Raw genomic sequence first — 13,902 nt, 5'->3', positions numbered from 1 at the left:
AGGACTTCCAGGGCAGCGCCGACGGCGAAGGCGTCATGGGGCGGGAGACTCGGCGGCGCTCCCGTCCGAGGCGTTCGGCCTCGGCGGCCGCGTGCGAGCGGAACAGGTCGGTCGGGGCTGCGGTGAGCTGGCCGGTCGGGGAGGCGGTGCACAGGTACCGGTCGCCGTCGTTGGCCTCAACAAGGGCCGTGCTCCTCCAAGGCAATGCAGCCCAGGACGTATGGCGCCGCTGCTCAAGACCCCCACCCCGATGTCGTCCGTGAGCGGACGCTGGAGTCGTGAGCGCCTTAGTGCGGCCATGTCCATGGGAACTCCCTGAGCGGTAGCGGTGAATATGTAGTGCGAATGCGCTCGCTGCGGGTCAGGGGCGGGCTGAGTTCCGGCGGGACGGAAGGAAGCCCTCGGCCTGCGTCGCTTCGTCGGCGACGCGGACGCCATAGCGGTAGGCGAGCTTGCCGCCCAAAAACCCCGAGACGCCGAGCACGGCCAAGGTCACGGCGTTCACTACGAGCTGCCCCGCCCCGACGCTGCCGGACGGCCCGTCCCCGGCGTGACGCCACAGGAAGCTGCCTGCGTATGACGCGGTCACCAGCAGGTTCAGCGTCATGTGGATGAGACCGGTACGAAAGGCGCGCGTGCCGGTGGGGATGGCGAACAGATCCAGGAGGCCGACCAGCGCGGCAGCCAGCGCTCCGATCACGCCCACGGCGATCAGCCACATCGCCCCGCGGGCGAGGAAGTCGGGATCGTCCACGAGGTGGGAGGCGATGTCGAAGACGAGGCTGCCCACCCACGCGCCGATCGGCACGGTGACCAGGATCGGATGGAACGGATGCCCGTACGGACCGGCGAGGGCGGCGCTGACCGGCTGTTTCGCCTGCTGGTGCGGTTCGCTCGGCATGACAGGATCCTCCTCCAGAAGATTGCACCAATCAGTACTGGATGTATTCGCGGAAGGGGGCAATCCGCCAGGCGGGGGATATGAAGCTGCTCGGTTACGGGCACGTGGATTGGAGTTATCGTTGATGTATGACCCCTGACCCGACCCCGGCTCCTCCTCAGGCCCACACCGTTTCGGGAGTGGAAGCGGTCTCGGTGCTCGGGGACGAGGTACGCCGCAGGCTGTATGGCTTCATACGGCGCGCCCACCGGCCGGTGACGCGCGAGGAGGCCGCCGCCGATGCCGGTATCTCGGCCAAGCTGGCCGCCTTCCACCTCGACAAACTGGCCGCGGCCGGGCTGCTGACATCCCGATACGACCACCCGGGCGGCATCCGCAGGGTGGGCCGCAAGCCCAAGGTGTACGAGCCGGCGGACACCGACATCCGCATCTCCATCCCCGAGCGCCGCCCCGACCTCTTGGCGGAGATCCTCATCGACGCGGTCCTCGGCCAGCAGCCGGGCGAGGACGCGCAGTCCGCTGCATTGCGCACGGCCCGCCACCGCGGTGAGGCGCTCGGGGCTGCGACACGCGCCAGCAGCCGTCCCGGCCGTCTGGGCCCCGAGCGTTCTCTCACGCTTTCGGAATCCGTGTTGGAGGAGCACGGCTTCGAGCCCGACCGGCAGGCTCCGACCGAGGTGCGGCTGCTGAACTGCCCCTTCCACCCGCTGGCCGCCCGATCGCCCGACCTGGTGTGCTCGATCAACCATGCCTTCCTCGGCGGTTTCCTCACCGGCCTTCAGGCATCTGGGATTGCCGCGGTCCTCGCCCCTTACCCGGGCCGGTGCTGTGTGGAACTTCGCGCCGCAGCTAGCGGTGCGAGCGTGCCTGGCCCTGCCAATGGGGCGTGTGTGAAGGAGGTCTGTGCTCGGTCCGCAGGGGAGCCGGGCGGTACGTGGCCGGCATCTCGCGAGACGACGCGAAGGAGAAGATCATGAGTGAGAACCTGGACCGGCTGTCCGCTGAAGGCGTGGCGGTCTGGCTGGATGATCTGAGCCGGGAGCGGCTCGCCGGTGGCGGGCTGGCCGACTTGGTGCGGGAGCAGCAGGTGGTGGGTATTACCAGCAATCCGACGATCTTCGCCAAGGCGATCCGCTCGGGTGCCCGCTACGACGAGCAGGTCGGAGATCTGGCCCGGCGCGGGGTGCGCGTGGAGGAGGCCGTCCGGCTGCTGACGGCGTTCGATGTGCGCTGGGCCTGCGACGTCCTGCGACCGGTGTACGAGGCCAGCGGCGGCGTGGACGGAAGGGTGTCGCTGGAGGTGGACCCGCGTGTCGCCCACGACACGGCGGCGACGATCGCCGAGGCACGGGCCCTGTGGTGGCTGGTGGACCGGCCGAACCTGTTCGTGAAGATCCCCGCCACCCAGCCCAGCCTGGAGGCGATCAGCACGGCGCTCGCGGAAGGCATCAGCATCAACGTGACACTGATCTTCTCCCTCGACCGCTACGACCAGGTGCTCCGCGCCTTCCTCGACGGCATGGGTCAGGCCCATGCGGCGGGTCGTGACCTGGCGTCCATCGCATCGGTGGCCTCCTTCTTCGTCAGCCGGGTGGACACCGAAATCGACAGCCGACTGGACAAGATCGGCACACCGGCCGCACTGGCCCTGCGCGGGCGGGCCGCGATCGCCAACGCGCGCCTGGCCTACCAGCACTTCGAGCAGGCCGCTGCCTCCCAGGAGTGGCAGGCGCTCGCCGCGGCTGGGATGCGCCCCCAGCGCCCGCTGTGGGCCTCCACCGGGGTGAAGGACCCCGCCTACGCCGACACCCGCTACGTCGACGAACTGGTGGCGCCCTGGGTGGTCAACACCATGCCCGAGCAGACCCTGCGCGCGGTCGCCGACCACGGCCACATCCAGGGCGACACCATCCACGGCACCTATGAGGCATCCCAGCAGGTACTCAACTACCTGGAGACGGTCGGAGTGTCCTACGACGACGTGGTGCGTGTGCTGGAGGATGAGGGCATCGCCAAGTTCACCGCCTCCGGCAATGAACTGTTCAAGCAACTGGACGCCGAAATACACGCGACACGCACCGCCGCCTGACACGGCCGTCGACGAACGGTCCCAGCACCGGCAGTCACCGGCGACAACCGATCGGCAGACACACCGGGGAACACATCAACCGCTGACAGCGCAGGGCTATCGACGACGATGGCCTGGCCACGTGCGACGAGGGCAGGGTGCGGATCACCACCCGCCCGCGGGCCGAGCCAACGCAGCAGAGGAGAGAACATGGCCGCGAACAACGCATTCGTGATCGTCGGAGCCAGCCTGGCCGGTGCGAAGGCAGCACAGACCCTCCGCGAAGAGGGCTTCGACGGCCCCGTCGTGCTGCTCGGAGACGAAAACGAGCGCCCCTACGAAAGGCCGCCGCTGTCAAAGGGCTATCTGCTGGGCAAGGACGAGCGTGACACCGTCTACGTCCACCCTCCCCAGTGGTACGCCGAGCACGACGTGGATCTGCGCCTGGGCGCCACAGTCACCGCGGTCGACCCGGCCGGACACGAGGTGACGCTCGCTGACGGCAGCCGCATCGGCTACGGAAAGTTGCTTCTGACCACGGGGTCCTCACCGCGTCGCCTGACGGTGCCCGGAGCCGACCTCGACGGAGTGCTCTACCTGCGCCGGCTCGCCGACAGCGACCGTCTCAAGCAAGCTTTCGAGTCTGCATCCCGCATCGTGGTGATCGGCGCCGGCTGGATCGGTCTGGAGACCGCGGCCGCCGCCCGCGCGGCCGGGGTGGAGGTCACGGTGCTGGAGATGGCGGAGCTGCCGCTGCTGCGCGTGCTGGGCCGCGAGGTGGCCCAGGTCTTCGCCGACCTGCACACCGATCACGGGGTGGACCTGCGCTTCGGTGTCCAGGTCGCCGAGATCACCGGCGCCGACGGCCGGGCGACCGGCGTGCTGCTGGCCGACGGCAGCCGCATCACTGCCGACGCGGTCATCGTCGGAGTCGGTATCACCCCCAACACCCAGCTCGCGGACGCCGCCGGCCTGGAGGTCGACAACGGCATCCGCGTCGACGCCCACCTGCGCACCTCACACCCGGACATCTACGCCGCAGGCGACGTCGCCAACGCCTTCCACCCGCTCCTGGGCAAGCACATCCGTGTCGAGCACTGGGCCAACGCCGTCAACCAGCCGCAGGTCGCGGCGAAGGCGATGCTCGGCCGGGACGTGGCCTACGACCGCGTTCCGTACTTCTTCACCGACCAGTACGACCTGGGCATGGAGTACACCGGCTACGTCGAACCAGGCGGCTACGACCAGGTCGTCTTCCGCGGCCGCAGGGACACCCGCGAGTTCATCGCGTTCTGGCTCTCCGACGGCAGGGTCCTCGCCGGCATGAACGTCAACGTCTGGGACGTCACCGACCCGATCCGCGCCCTCGTCACATCCGGCCAAGCAGTCGACGCAAAGGAACTCGCCGACGTGAACGTTCCGCTGACACAACTCCTCAACCACCCCGACGCGACCGGCTGAAGGTCCGCGAGGGGGCCTTACGCATCAGTTCGGAACCCCGATCCGCATCGCCACCGATCAGGCAATGCCCCGCGACTTCCCGACGGCGTGCTACTTCACTTCTTCAAGCAGTCCTGTGGCGATGTCGAGCACGAAACCGCGTACGGATTCGCGGTGGGGGAGGTAGGGGCTCGCCTTGACGCGGCTGATGGACCATCGTACGTCGACCTCCACGTCGTGAAAGGAATCTTCCGGCCAGGGGGGCCGAAGCCCCGACTCGCTGAGGATCGGCTCCTTGAGCCGATAGCCGGGGTACGTCAGCATCCGACAGTCAGTGTGGTGGATGAGCATGATCTCGTCCGTTCCCAGCAACTGTTGGCTTACGGCCAGCGAGCGGATGACGTCTTCAGTGATCACTCCCCCCGCATTGCGAATCACACTCGCTTCGCCCTCCTCCAGGCCCAGGACCGCGTAGATGTCCTGCCGCGCATCCATGCAGGCAACCACGGCCACGCGCTGGGAGGGTTCCTTCGGAAGCGGGCCGGTGTGCCGAGAGGCATAGGCCCGATTGTTCGCGAGATAGAGCTCGGTGACTGACATCTTCGCTGCCTCTCCCCATGGTCTTGGCACGATGGCCGCTGCCCCAGGATTCTCGGCTCCGCGCATCTACCCGCCCGGCGTGGAGGGCTGTGCCGGTGCTGGCCCGCGCCGGCCGTGTCACAGCCTGGGCGAGAACCACGTCTCTCCCTTCGATAGTCGCCCCGGATACGTCCGCATACGACCCGACGCTCTTGCGGGGCGGGCACCACATGCCCCGTGCCGGGCAATGCAGCAAGACGATCGGGCAGCGGGACACCGCCTGGCGACGTAGCCGGCCGGCTCGACCGTGCCCGTGGCCGCACACCGGGCGAAGCCCGTCGCTTGCGGCGCTGCCTCGAGCGGAGGAGCCTGGATAGGTGATTCGTCGGCGTGTGGCGGCCCGTGCGCCCGACGCGCCGTGACGTCGCGCGATGGGAGCGGGGTCGAGCCATCCCTAGAGGTGGCGTCAAGCCCCGATGGCCTACGTGGTCGCGGCGACCGTACCGGTCGTGCTGCTGGAGTTGACGATTGATGACCGCACGGTGCGGCTGATCCCCTGCTGATTCTGCTTCCCGCGTTCCCGGCGGTGGTCGGCACGGTGCGACATGCGACCGACTGCCTACGCGGTGGGCTGGGTGCTGATCGTCATCACTGCAGTTCCGATGTACCGGCCCCTGCCTTCGTCGTACGGCGTCGACGGCGTCGTGGACGTCATCGACCGGCTCACCTACGAGCAGGACGACATGCCACTCGTCACACCCGACACCGCAACACGGAGGAGTCCGTCAGCATGACCCGCACTCCAAACGAGATGCACACCATGAAGAACCAGGTGACTGTAGGTCTTGACGGGACACCGGAAAGCACGGCAGCCGCTCACTGGGCCGCCGGCGAGGCCGAACTCCGACACGCCCGCCTGGATCTGGTCCACGCCGAGGAATGGCTGGAACATCCACCGCTCCCCGTCACGACCACCGAGGCACAGCGCGCCTGGGCGGAGAACCTGCTGCGGGACACCGCCGACGAGCTGCGTCACGAGCACCCTGACCTCGGGGTCTCCACACGTCGCGTGGGCGGATTGCCCTCCCTGGCCCTCGCCCGCGCAGCGAAGGACTCCGACCTGCTGGCCATCGGCTCGCGCGGGCTCGGCGTCGTCGCCGGCTTCATCGTCGGATCCGTAGCCTCGGAGACCATCGCCGAGACCGAACGCCCCGTCGTGCTGGTGCGGTCCGCCGATGGGACGGGCAAGCCACCCGACGGCGGCCGCGCCAGCGGACCCGTCGTGGCAGGGCTGGACATCCGTCAGCCCTGCGACAATCTCCTCGCCTTCGCCTTCGAGGAAGCCGCCCACCGTGACACGACGCTCATCGTCGTCCACGGATGGACCCCGCCGCCGATTCTCAGCTACTCACCAGCGCTCAACCCGGGTATCCAGAGCGAGATGGCCCACGCCATCACCACCACCCTGGACGAGATGCTGAGCCCGTGGCGTGACAGGTTCACCGACGTACATGTCGAACCACGTGCCCCGATCGGTCAGGCCGCGGCCCAGATTCTCCACGCGGCGACCGACGCCGCCCTCGTCGTCGTCGGCCGACGCATCCGCCGGTCCGACTTCGGCGGCCACATCGGCCCCATCGCCCACGCGTTGATGCATCACTCCATCTCTCCGGTCGCCGTCGTCGCGCACGACTGAGGCCGACCACCAGGGCAGGAGAGTCCAATGGCCACACCACTCCCGGACGTCTCGGCGGTCGTACCGGAGGGTGTCACCCTGGGCCCGGTCGTTCGACGGGGAGGCCTGCCGTGTACGCAGCCTCGGCGAGCACCTGGCGCAGCATCGCTGGGGTCAGTCGGCCGGTGAACACGTTGCGCTGGCTCACGTGGTAGCAGCCGAACACTGTCACCTCGGCGCCCGTCGGGCCCGCCGGCGTCAATGTCGTCCGTACGCCGTGGCCGAACGCCGGGCGCGGCGGGGGCACGCTCCAGCCGGCCTCCTCCAGGGCCGAGAGGGCTGCCTGCCAGCCGAAGGTGCCCAGCACGACGACGGAGCGCAGGGTCGGTTGCATCAACTGTGCCTCCCGGACCAGCCACACGCGGCAGGTGTCCCTCTCGCCGGTCGTGGGGCGATTGGCGGGTGGAGCGCAGTGCACGGGTGCGGTGACCCTGACTCCGTACAGTTCCAGCCCGTCATCCAGGCCCGTGGCCGTTGCCTGGGAGGCCAGGCCGAGCTCGTACAGCGTCGCGTACAGAAGGTCGCCCGCCCGGTCGCCGGTGAACATCCGGCCCGTCCGATTCGCGCCGTGTGCGGCGGGCGCGAGTCCTGTGATCATCATGGCGGCGTCCGCGGGCCCGAACCCGGGTACCGGCCGCCCCCAGTATTCCCAATCAGCGAACGCGGGACGTTTGGCGAGGGCGGTCTCCTCACGCCACGCCACGAGGCGTGGGCAGGCGCGGCACCGCACCAGCCGCGTCTCCAGTTCGGTCAGCGTGCGGGCCTTGGCTGCGGCCCGCACCGGGTATTCCGTGGACAATGATCAATCCGCTTTCACAGTGACTGGTAGCGCATGGGTGAACGTCTCCGCCTTGGACAACCCCCGGCCTGTCCGAGAGCACCCTGAGCGGGGCCAGGACATCAGATACGACCGTTCCGGCGCAGGAGGCCGAGGTCCACGGGGCGCGTCGAGCCAGGTGGCGCAGTGTCCTGCCGGGTTCGTACGGTGAATAGCGAAGGGCCTGTACGGCAGTGCGGGCGAGCTGACGGCCGGCCGGTGGGGCGGGCAATCGAGTGGCGTGAGTGAGGCGGCAGGATGACGAACCGTATCTGTACGGTGGGGCATTCGACGCGCGACTTCGAGGAAGTGCTGGAGATGTTGCGGAGCAATGAGATCACCTGCCTGGTCGATGTGCGGTCGTTTCCCTCGTCGAGGAAGTTTCCGCAATGGGACCAGAACGCGGTCATTGACGCCCTCCCTCCTGATATCGGATACCGGTGGATCCCGAAGCTGGGCGGCCGGCGGCACACCCCCAAGGGCGTTCCGAGCGTGAACGGTGCCTGGCGGGTCAAAGCCTTCCGTGACTACGCCGACTACATGGCAGGCGATGCCTTCAAGGAGGGGCTGGACGAATTGCTCGAACTGGCCCACCACGAACGGCCGGCGATCATGTGTAGCGAGGCGGTGCCGTGGCGCTGTCACCGCCGACTGATCACCGATGCGCTGATCGTCAAAGGAGCCGAGGTCGTGGACATCATGTCGTCCACGACGACGAAGCCAGCGGTCCTGAACAAGAACGCGCAGGTCCACAACGGGCACCTGACCTATCCGGCGCACCCCTGAGGCCACCATGAGCATCATCGAGGAAGTCCGTGAGGTGGTCATCACCATCCCCGCTGGGTCCGCTGCCTCCTACGGTGACATCGCCACGCGGATCGGTACGACCGCACGGCAGGTAGGACGGGCGATGAGTCTGCTCGACGACGGCGTGCCGTGGTGGCGTGTCGTCCACGCCGACGGAACACCGGCCGCCTGCCACGACGGACAGGCACCAGAGCTGCTCAACCGCGAGGGGACCCCGATGCGGGGGACGCGGGTGGACATGGAGCGTGCACGACATCGGTGAGGGCCCCGGGGTGCGACCCGCTTGCACCACTCATCGGGGTGTGAGGCTCCTGCTTGGTCAGCCCTCGGGACCAGGCTCGGTCGACCAGCACTCTGGCCCCGTCGCCCTCGGCCGGAGGTCATATCCGGCAGACCGCTTTCTGACCTTCGGGCCATGGCTGGCCTCCATAAACGTGGGTGTAGGAGGGAATCACAAATAGTAGCGGGCGATGATTTCAAGCCGTGCGACTTCGTCCGGGCAGGGTAGGCCATCACCCGCAAGCCGCTGGGATCGTGGACTTCGACGAGAGTGAACCCTTGAGTATTCCTGGTCGTCCTATGGGCAGACCACGCTTTGAGTACCCGCTCGCAGCGGCGGAGGCCCTCGAGGCTTTCAGCCGTCTCACGAGCAGCGCGGCGGTACGGGTGCCGACCATGGTGGGCAGCGCGGCGCCTCCTCGACCGCCTGCCGTCATCCCCCGCGCGGCTCGACCAGTCCGTGGCAGCCACTGACCTGACGGCCTCAGCAGCGTCGATGCGCTGGTCGTTCGTCCATCCATAGCCGCTGGATTCGTGACCACCGCGTGGTCCAAGCGTGCTGCACACTCGGCATCAGTGCTGTGCCGTTCAGCAGCGGTTCTTCGTGGCGGAGCGACAGGAAGCCCGTCGCCTTGCGGCGGCGAGTGGACCACGGGAGTCTGAATGGGTGATACGTCGGCGTGTGGCGGCCCGTACGCCCGGCGCGCCGCTGATGTCGCGCTTCGGGAACGATGCCGAGTCATCTCCCGGAGGTGGCGTCAGAGCTCCGATGGCGTATGTGGTCGCGGCGACCGTACCGGTCGTGCTGCTGGAGCTGACGATCGACGACAGCACAGTGCGGCTCATCCCCCTGCTGATCCTGCTTCCCGCGTTCCCGGCGGTCGTCGGCACGGTGCGGCAGACCGCCTACGCGGTGGGCTGGGTGCTGATCGTCATCACCGCGGTTCTGCTGTACCGGCCCCTGCCCGCGTCGTACGACTACGGGATCGTCATGCTGCTGGCAGTCGTGCTCGGCGTGCTGTGCGTGGTGAGCTGCCACTGGCGGATCCGGAGGGAGCGGGAACTGCTGCGGGTCCGGTCCACGGCGGTCGCTCTGCAACGGCAGATGCTGCGGCCCCTGCCGATCCTCACCGACCGGGTGATCGTCGACGGGTTGTACCTGCCGGTGGAGGCGGACAGGCTGGTCGGGGGAGATGTCTACGAGGCGGTGGCCTCGCCCTACGGCACGCGGCTGCTCTTCGGCGATGTCCAGGGCAAGGGCCTGCCCGCGATCGGAGCCGCCTTCGCCGTCCTCAGCGCTTTCCGTGAGGCCGCTCCGCGTGAGCCGACCCTCACCGCGCTCGTGGACTATCTCGAACAGGCCGTGGTCCGGCACAACGCCTTCGCCCAGCAGACCGGCGAGCCCGAACGCTTCGTCACCGCCCTCATCCTGAGCGTCGACACCTCGACCGAAACACAGGCCGTCAACTGCGGCCACCCTCCACCCCACCTGTTGAAGGCCGGACCGGTCGCTCCAGTGCCGCTCGGCAACCCCGGGGTACCGCTGGGTCTGGCGGACCTCGCTTCCGAACCCAGAACCGTCGCGTGGTTCCCGTTCCCAACGGGCGCCACCCTGATCAGCTGCAGCGACGGTGTCACCGAGGCCCGCAACGCCACCGGAGCCTTCTATCCCCTTGCAGAGCGCCTGGAGGCGTTGGAGCACATCTCCTCCTGGCGGGTCGCCGACTACCTGGCCGAAGACCTCAGCCGCCACACCGCAGGAGAGCAGCGGGACGACATCACCGCCCTCGTGGTCCGCAGAACAGCACCCGACAGCGATTCCACAGGAGCACCGGACTCGGCTTGGAGGCACCCGCTATGACGAACGCCGCTCCTCCCGCACCGATCGTGGTCGGCGCCGACGGCTCTCCAGCCTCCGGCCCGGCCCTGCGCTTCGCCCTTCAGGAGGCGCAGTTGCGCGGGACCGGCCTCCGCGCCGTATGCGCGTACGACTTCACCACTCGGTACAGCGGTCTCGAGTGGTTTGCCGCCTCCGGTTTCCACGATCTGGATACGCAGCTGCGCGACAGCACGTTGGAAGCGGTCACCAAGGCGGTGGAGGAGGCCCGGGGACAGGTCGGCGGCGAGCCGGTGGAGGTCGACATCAGGGTTGAGCCGGGCCGCCCGTCCCAGGTCCTACTGGACGCGAGCGCGGACGCCTGCCTCCTGGTGGTCGGCAGCCGGGGCTCAGGCGCATGGGGGCGCCTCACTCTGGGCTCCACCAGTACCGAGGTCGTGCACAACGCCCATCTGCCCGTCGTCGTCGTGCCCGGCGGGCAGCCGGACCGGACATCGTGAATGACTCGGTCGCCACCGCGCCGACACGACTGGATGGCTACGCAGAGCTACGGGACTACGCAGCGATCGGGGACGGCCGCTGTGTCGCGCTCATCGCCCGCGACGGAGCGGTGGACTGGCTGAGCTGGCCGGACCTGGACTCATCGACCCTCTTCGCCGCCGTCCTCGACCAGGCCCGCGGCGGCAGCTTTCTCCTGCGGCCCGATGTGCCGCACACCGTGGCGCGCCGCTATCTTCCCGGCACCAATGTGCTGGAGACGACCTTCACCACCGCAGGCGGGACCGTCCGCGTGACCGACGCCCTCACGCTCCCCGACACCGCCTCGCTGGCTCCCGGACGGGAGCTCGTCCGCCGGATCGAGGGCCTGTCGGGCAGCGTCCCAATGAGCTGGAGCGTTCAGCCGCGCTTCGGCTACGGCGCCCGCATACCAATCGTGGCGCGCCGAGCGGGCGTACCGGTGGCCGTCTGCGGCGCCGAAGCCGTCGCCGTCTGTGCCTGGGACGCCGGCCACCCGCAGTGCACGGCCGACTCCGTCACCGCCCGGTTCCGAGCCGAATCCGGTACCCGGGCTCTGATCGCGTTGCCCTACGCATACCAAGAACCACTGGTGCTCCCCACCCGTGCCGAATGCGAAGCCCGCCTGGACCACACCACCGCGACCTGGCGGCAGTGGTCGGACGACCGCACCTACACCGGACCGTGGCGTGACGCCGTACTGCGCAGCGCCCTCGCCCTCAAGCTCCTGGTCTTCGCCCCCTCCGGCGCGGTCGCCGCTGCCGCGACCTGCTCGCTGCCCGAGGAGCTGGGCGGGGAGCGCAACTGGGACTACCGCTTCAGCTGGATCCGCGACTCCGCCTTCACCCTGGACGCCTTCCTCAAGCTGGGCTGCGCGCCGGAAGCGACCAGCTACCTGTGGTGGCTCATGCACGCCTCCCAGCTCACTCACCCCCACCTGAACGTCCTGTACCGCCTCAACGGCGGCACCCGGGCACCCGAGCAGGCCCTGCCCCTGTCGGGCTATCGAGGCTCGACGCCTGTACGTGTGGGCAACGCAGCCGCAGGCCAGGTCCAGCTGGACACCTACGGGGAGCTGCTGCAGACCGCGTGGCTCTACACCACCGCGGGCCATCGACTCGATGCCGACATCGCCCGCCGGCTGGCCGAGACCGCTGACTTCGTCTGCACCATCTGGCAGCAGCCCGACGCGGGTATCTGGGAGGTCCGCAGCTCACCGGAACACTTCACCCAGTCCAAGATGATGTGCTGGATCGCCCTCGACCGGGCCGTGGACCTGGCCAGGCGGCAGTTGATCCCGGACCGGCACTCGGCCCGATGGCAGCGCGAACGACAGGCCATCGCCGAATTCGTCGAAACCCGCTGCTTCAGCGAGCGGCTCAACAGCTACATGCGCTCCGCCGGCAGCGACGACCTGGACGCAAGCCTCCTGCTCGGCCTGCTGCACGGCTACCGCCCGCAAGACGACGGACGCCTGCGCGGCACCGTCTCCGCCGTCCAGGAGACCCTCCGCGAGGGCCCCTACGTCAGCCGCTACCTCGGCTCCGACGGTGTCCCTGGCCGTGAGGGTGCCTTCCTCGCGTGCTCCTTCTGGCTGGCCGAAGCCCTCGCGGGATGCGGCCGCATCGACGAGGCTGTGTCCCTGATGGACCAGCTTGTGGCCCTCGGCAATGGGGTCGGCCTCTACAGTGAAGAGATCGACCCCACCACGGGCGCCTTCCTCGGCAACATGCCCCAGGGCCTGTCCCACCTGGCCCTGATCAGCGCCGCCTGCGCGATCGGGGAGGCCACACGATGAGCATCTGGGCCGCGCTGGCGGGCGGCTTCGTCGGCACCCTGGTCCTCACCACGGGCTTGCGGGCAGCCAATACCTTCAACGTCACCCGCATCGATCTGCCGTTCCTCCTGGGCACCGCCTTCACCAGCGACCGGACCCGCGCCAAGGCCCTCGGCTATGGAGCACACTTCGTCAACGGACTGATCTTCGCCCTGCTCTACTACGCGGTCTTCGCCGCCCTCGACTACAGCAGCTGGTGGCTGGGCACCGCCTTCGGCCTCGTCCACGGCCTTTTCGCCGCAACCGCGCTCGTCAACATCCTGCTGCCCCTCGTCCACCCGCGCATGGGCTCACCCCAGACCAGCGCGCCCGATGTCGCCCTGCTCGAACCCCCAGGCTTCCTCATGCTCAACTACGGACGGGGCACACCCATCGTCACCCTCGCCGCGCACCTCGCCTACGGCACCATCGTGGGAGGGTTCATCGCCTGGCCAAGCTGACCACCCTGGCTGGTATCGCCCAGGGGCCGCCAGCGTGTAACGGCGGACCGTACGCGGGCCCGGTAGCGTGGAATCAGGACCAAGAACCCGCACAAAATTGAAGCCTGCCATCGCGGTCACGGCGGAAAGGTCCTCATGCCCCATACCCACGAAGCGGCACCCAGCGACCCGCATCCGGAGCCGACTGATAGCGGACCGGACACGCGCGGGCCACGGCTGGCATCGGTCGTGGTGTTCGTCCACGACCACGACGCATCGGCGGACTTCTACCAAGAGCTGCTGAACATGAAGGTCACCGTACGCACCACCACCGCCGCGCTGCTCGTGGGCCGAGCCGGCTTCCAGGTGTACCTCCGCGCCGTCGGCCCCCACGCCGCCCACCCGGTCGGCCACGTTGGGGCGCAGTACGTCATCTGGACAGCGGACGGCCCTGAGGACTTCCAGCGGTGCGAGCGCGTACTCAGAGCCCGCTCCGACCACGTCTACACCCGGGAGAGTGAGGGATTCACCCTCATCGAAGGCCGGGACCCCAGCGGCCTGCCGGTCCTGGTGGCCTATCCAGGGCCCGACGAAGTAGCGCGGCTCGAGATCATCACTCGCTACTACGTGTGACACGGAGGAAGCCGAGTACCCGGCTCACGAGGAG

15 protein-coding genes are annotated in these 13,902 nt (G+C 68.7%); 12 read left to right on the top strand and 3 right to left on the bottom strand.

The window, feature by feature from the left end; translation table 11 throughout:
- Positions 1-361 precede the first annotated feature (361 nt).
- A complete protein-coding gene (locus OG624_RS08215; RefSeq protein WP_033215571.1) occupies positions 362-901 on the bottom strand; it encodes a DUF2231 domain-containing protein in 540 nt (179 codons plus the stop codon).
- Between the two features lie 128 nt (positions 902-1,029).
- Here OG624_RS08215 and OG624_RS08210 point away from each other — a divergent pair, with 128 nt between their 5' ends.
- The 3 genes from OG624_RS08210 to OG624_RS08200 all read left to right on the top strand — a co-directional run bounded on the left by OG624_RS08210 (position 1,030) and on the right by OG624_RS08200 (position 4,430).
- A complete protein-coding gene (locus tag OG624_RS08210; protein WP_106971279.1) occupies positions 1,030-1,878 on the top strand; it encodes a helix-turn-helix transcriptional regulator in 849 nt (282 codons plus the stop codon).
- Complete coding sequence (tal, locus tag OG624_RS08205; protein WP_371639268.1) at positions 1,875-2,990, top strand: transaldolase; 1,116 nt, start codon at positions 1,875-1,877, stop codon at positions 2,988-2,990. The genes OG624_RS08210 and tal overlap by 4 nt, the downstream gene beginning before the upstream one ends.
- A 189-nt stretch (positions 2,991-3,179) precedes the next feature.
- Complete coding sequence (locus OG624_RS08200) at positions 3,180-4,430, top strand: NAD(P)/FAD-dependent oxidoreductase (RefSeq protein ID WP_033215573.1); 1,251 nt, start codon at positions 3,180-3,182, stop codon at positions 4,428-4,430.
- A gap of 90 nt (positions 4,431-4,520) precedes the next feature.
- Here OG624_RS08200 and OG624_RS08195 read toward each other — a convergent pair whose 3' ends face one another.
- Positions 4,521-5,009, bottom strand: coding sequence for a beta-class carbonic anhydrase (locus tag OG624_RS08195; protein WP_033215575.1), 489 nt, complete (start codon positions 5,007-5,009; stop codon positions 4,521-4,523).
- Between the two features lie 584 nt (positions 5,010-5,593).
- Between OG624_RS08195 and OG624_RS08190 the strand changes: the two genes are divergently transcribed.
- Positions 5,594-5,782: a hypothetical protein gene (locus OG624_RS08190; protein WP_033215577.1), complete on the top strand. Its 189-nt coding sequence runs from the start codon at positions 5,594-5,596 to the stop codon at positions 5,780-5,782.
- Positions 5,779-6,684: a universal stress protein gene (locus OG624_RS08185; protein WP_244290654.1), complete on the top strand. Its 906-nt coding sequence runs from the start codon at positions 5,779-5,781 to the stop codon at positions 6,682-6,684. The genes OG624_RS08190 and OG624_RS08185 overlap by 4 nt, the downstream gene beginning before the upstream one ends.
- A gap of 73 nt (positions 6,685-6,757) precedes the next feature.
- Here the strand turns inward: OG624_RS08185 and OG624_RS08180 are convergent, their stop codons facing one another.
- Positions 6,758-7,522 carry a uracil-DNA glycosylase gene (locus OG624_RS08180; protein WP_051762618.1) on the bottom strand — a complete coding sequence of 255 codons (765 nt, stop codon included), beginning with the start codon at positions 7,520-7,522 and terminating at the stop codon, positions 6,758-6,760.
- Between the two features lie 276 nt (positions 7,523-7,798).
- On the opposite strand from OG624_RS08180, the gene OG624_RS08175 reads away from it, so the two are divergent.
- The 7 genes from OG624_RS08175 (at position 7,799) to OG624_RS08145 (ending at position 13,868) form a co-directional block, all read left to right on the top strand.
- Positions 7,799-8,326 carry a DUF488 domain-containing protein gene (locus OG624_RS08175; protein ID WP_033215580.1) on the top strand — a complete coding sequence of 176 codons (528 nt, stop codon included), beginning with the start codon at positions 7,799-7,801 and terminating at the stop codon, positions 8,324-8,326.
- A gap of 7 nt (positions 8,327-8,333) precedes the next feature.
- Entirely contained in the window at positions 8,334-8,609 is a 276-nt protein-coding gene (locus OG624_RS08170) for an MGMT family protein (protein WP_033215581.1), read from the top strand.
- Between the two features lie 786 nt (positions 8,610-9,395).
- Positions 9,396-10,487, top strand: coding sequence for a PP2C family protein-serine/threonine phosphatase (locus OG624_RS08165; protein WP_051762620.1), 1,092 nt, complete (start codon positions 9,396-9,398; stop codon positions 10,485-10,487).
- A complete protein-coding gene (locus OG624_RS08160; RefSeq protein WP_033215582.1) occupies positions 10,484-10,963 on the top strand; it encodes a universal stress protein in 480 nt (159 codons plus the stop codon). Before OG624_RS08165 ends, OG624_RS08160 begins: the two co-directional genes overlap by 4 nt.
- Complete coding sequence (locus OG624_RS08155) at positions 10,960-12,777, top strand: glycoside hydrolase family 15 protein (RefSeq protein WP_033215584.1); 1,818 nt, start codon at positions 10,960-10,962, stop codon at positions 12,775-12,777. The genes OG624_RS08160 and OG624_RS08155 overlap by 4 nt, the downstream gene beginning before the upstream one ends.
- Complete coding sequence (locus tag OG624_RS08150) at positions 12,774-13,256, top strand: hypothetical protein (protein ID WP_033215599.1); 483 nt, start codon at positions 12,774-12,776, stop codon at positions 13,254-13,256. Before OG624_RS08155 ends, OG624_RS08150 begins: the two co-directional genes overlap by 4 nt.
- Positions 13,257-13,391: 135 nt before the next feature.
- The gene (locus tag OG624_RS08145; protein WP_244290655.1) at positions 13,392-13,868 is read left to right on the top strand and encodes a VOC family protein; all 477 of its coding nucleotides are present in this window, start codon (positions 13,392-13,394) and stop codon (positions 13,866-13,868) included.
- Positions 13,869-13,902 lie beyond the last annotated feature (34 nt).

It is taken from the genome of Streptomyces virginiae (genome assembly GCF_041432505.1).
GTDB lineage: Bacteria > Actinomycetota > Actinomycetes > Streptomycetales > Streptomycetaceae > Streptomyces > Streptomyces virginiae_A.
This window is presented reverse-complemented; position numbering and strand designations above follow the sequence as displayed.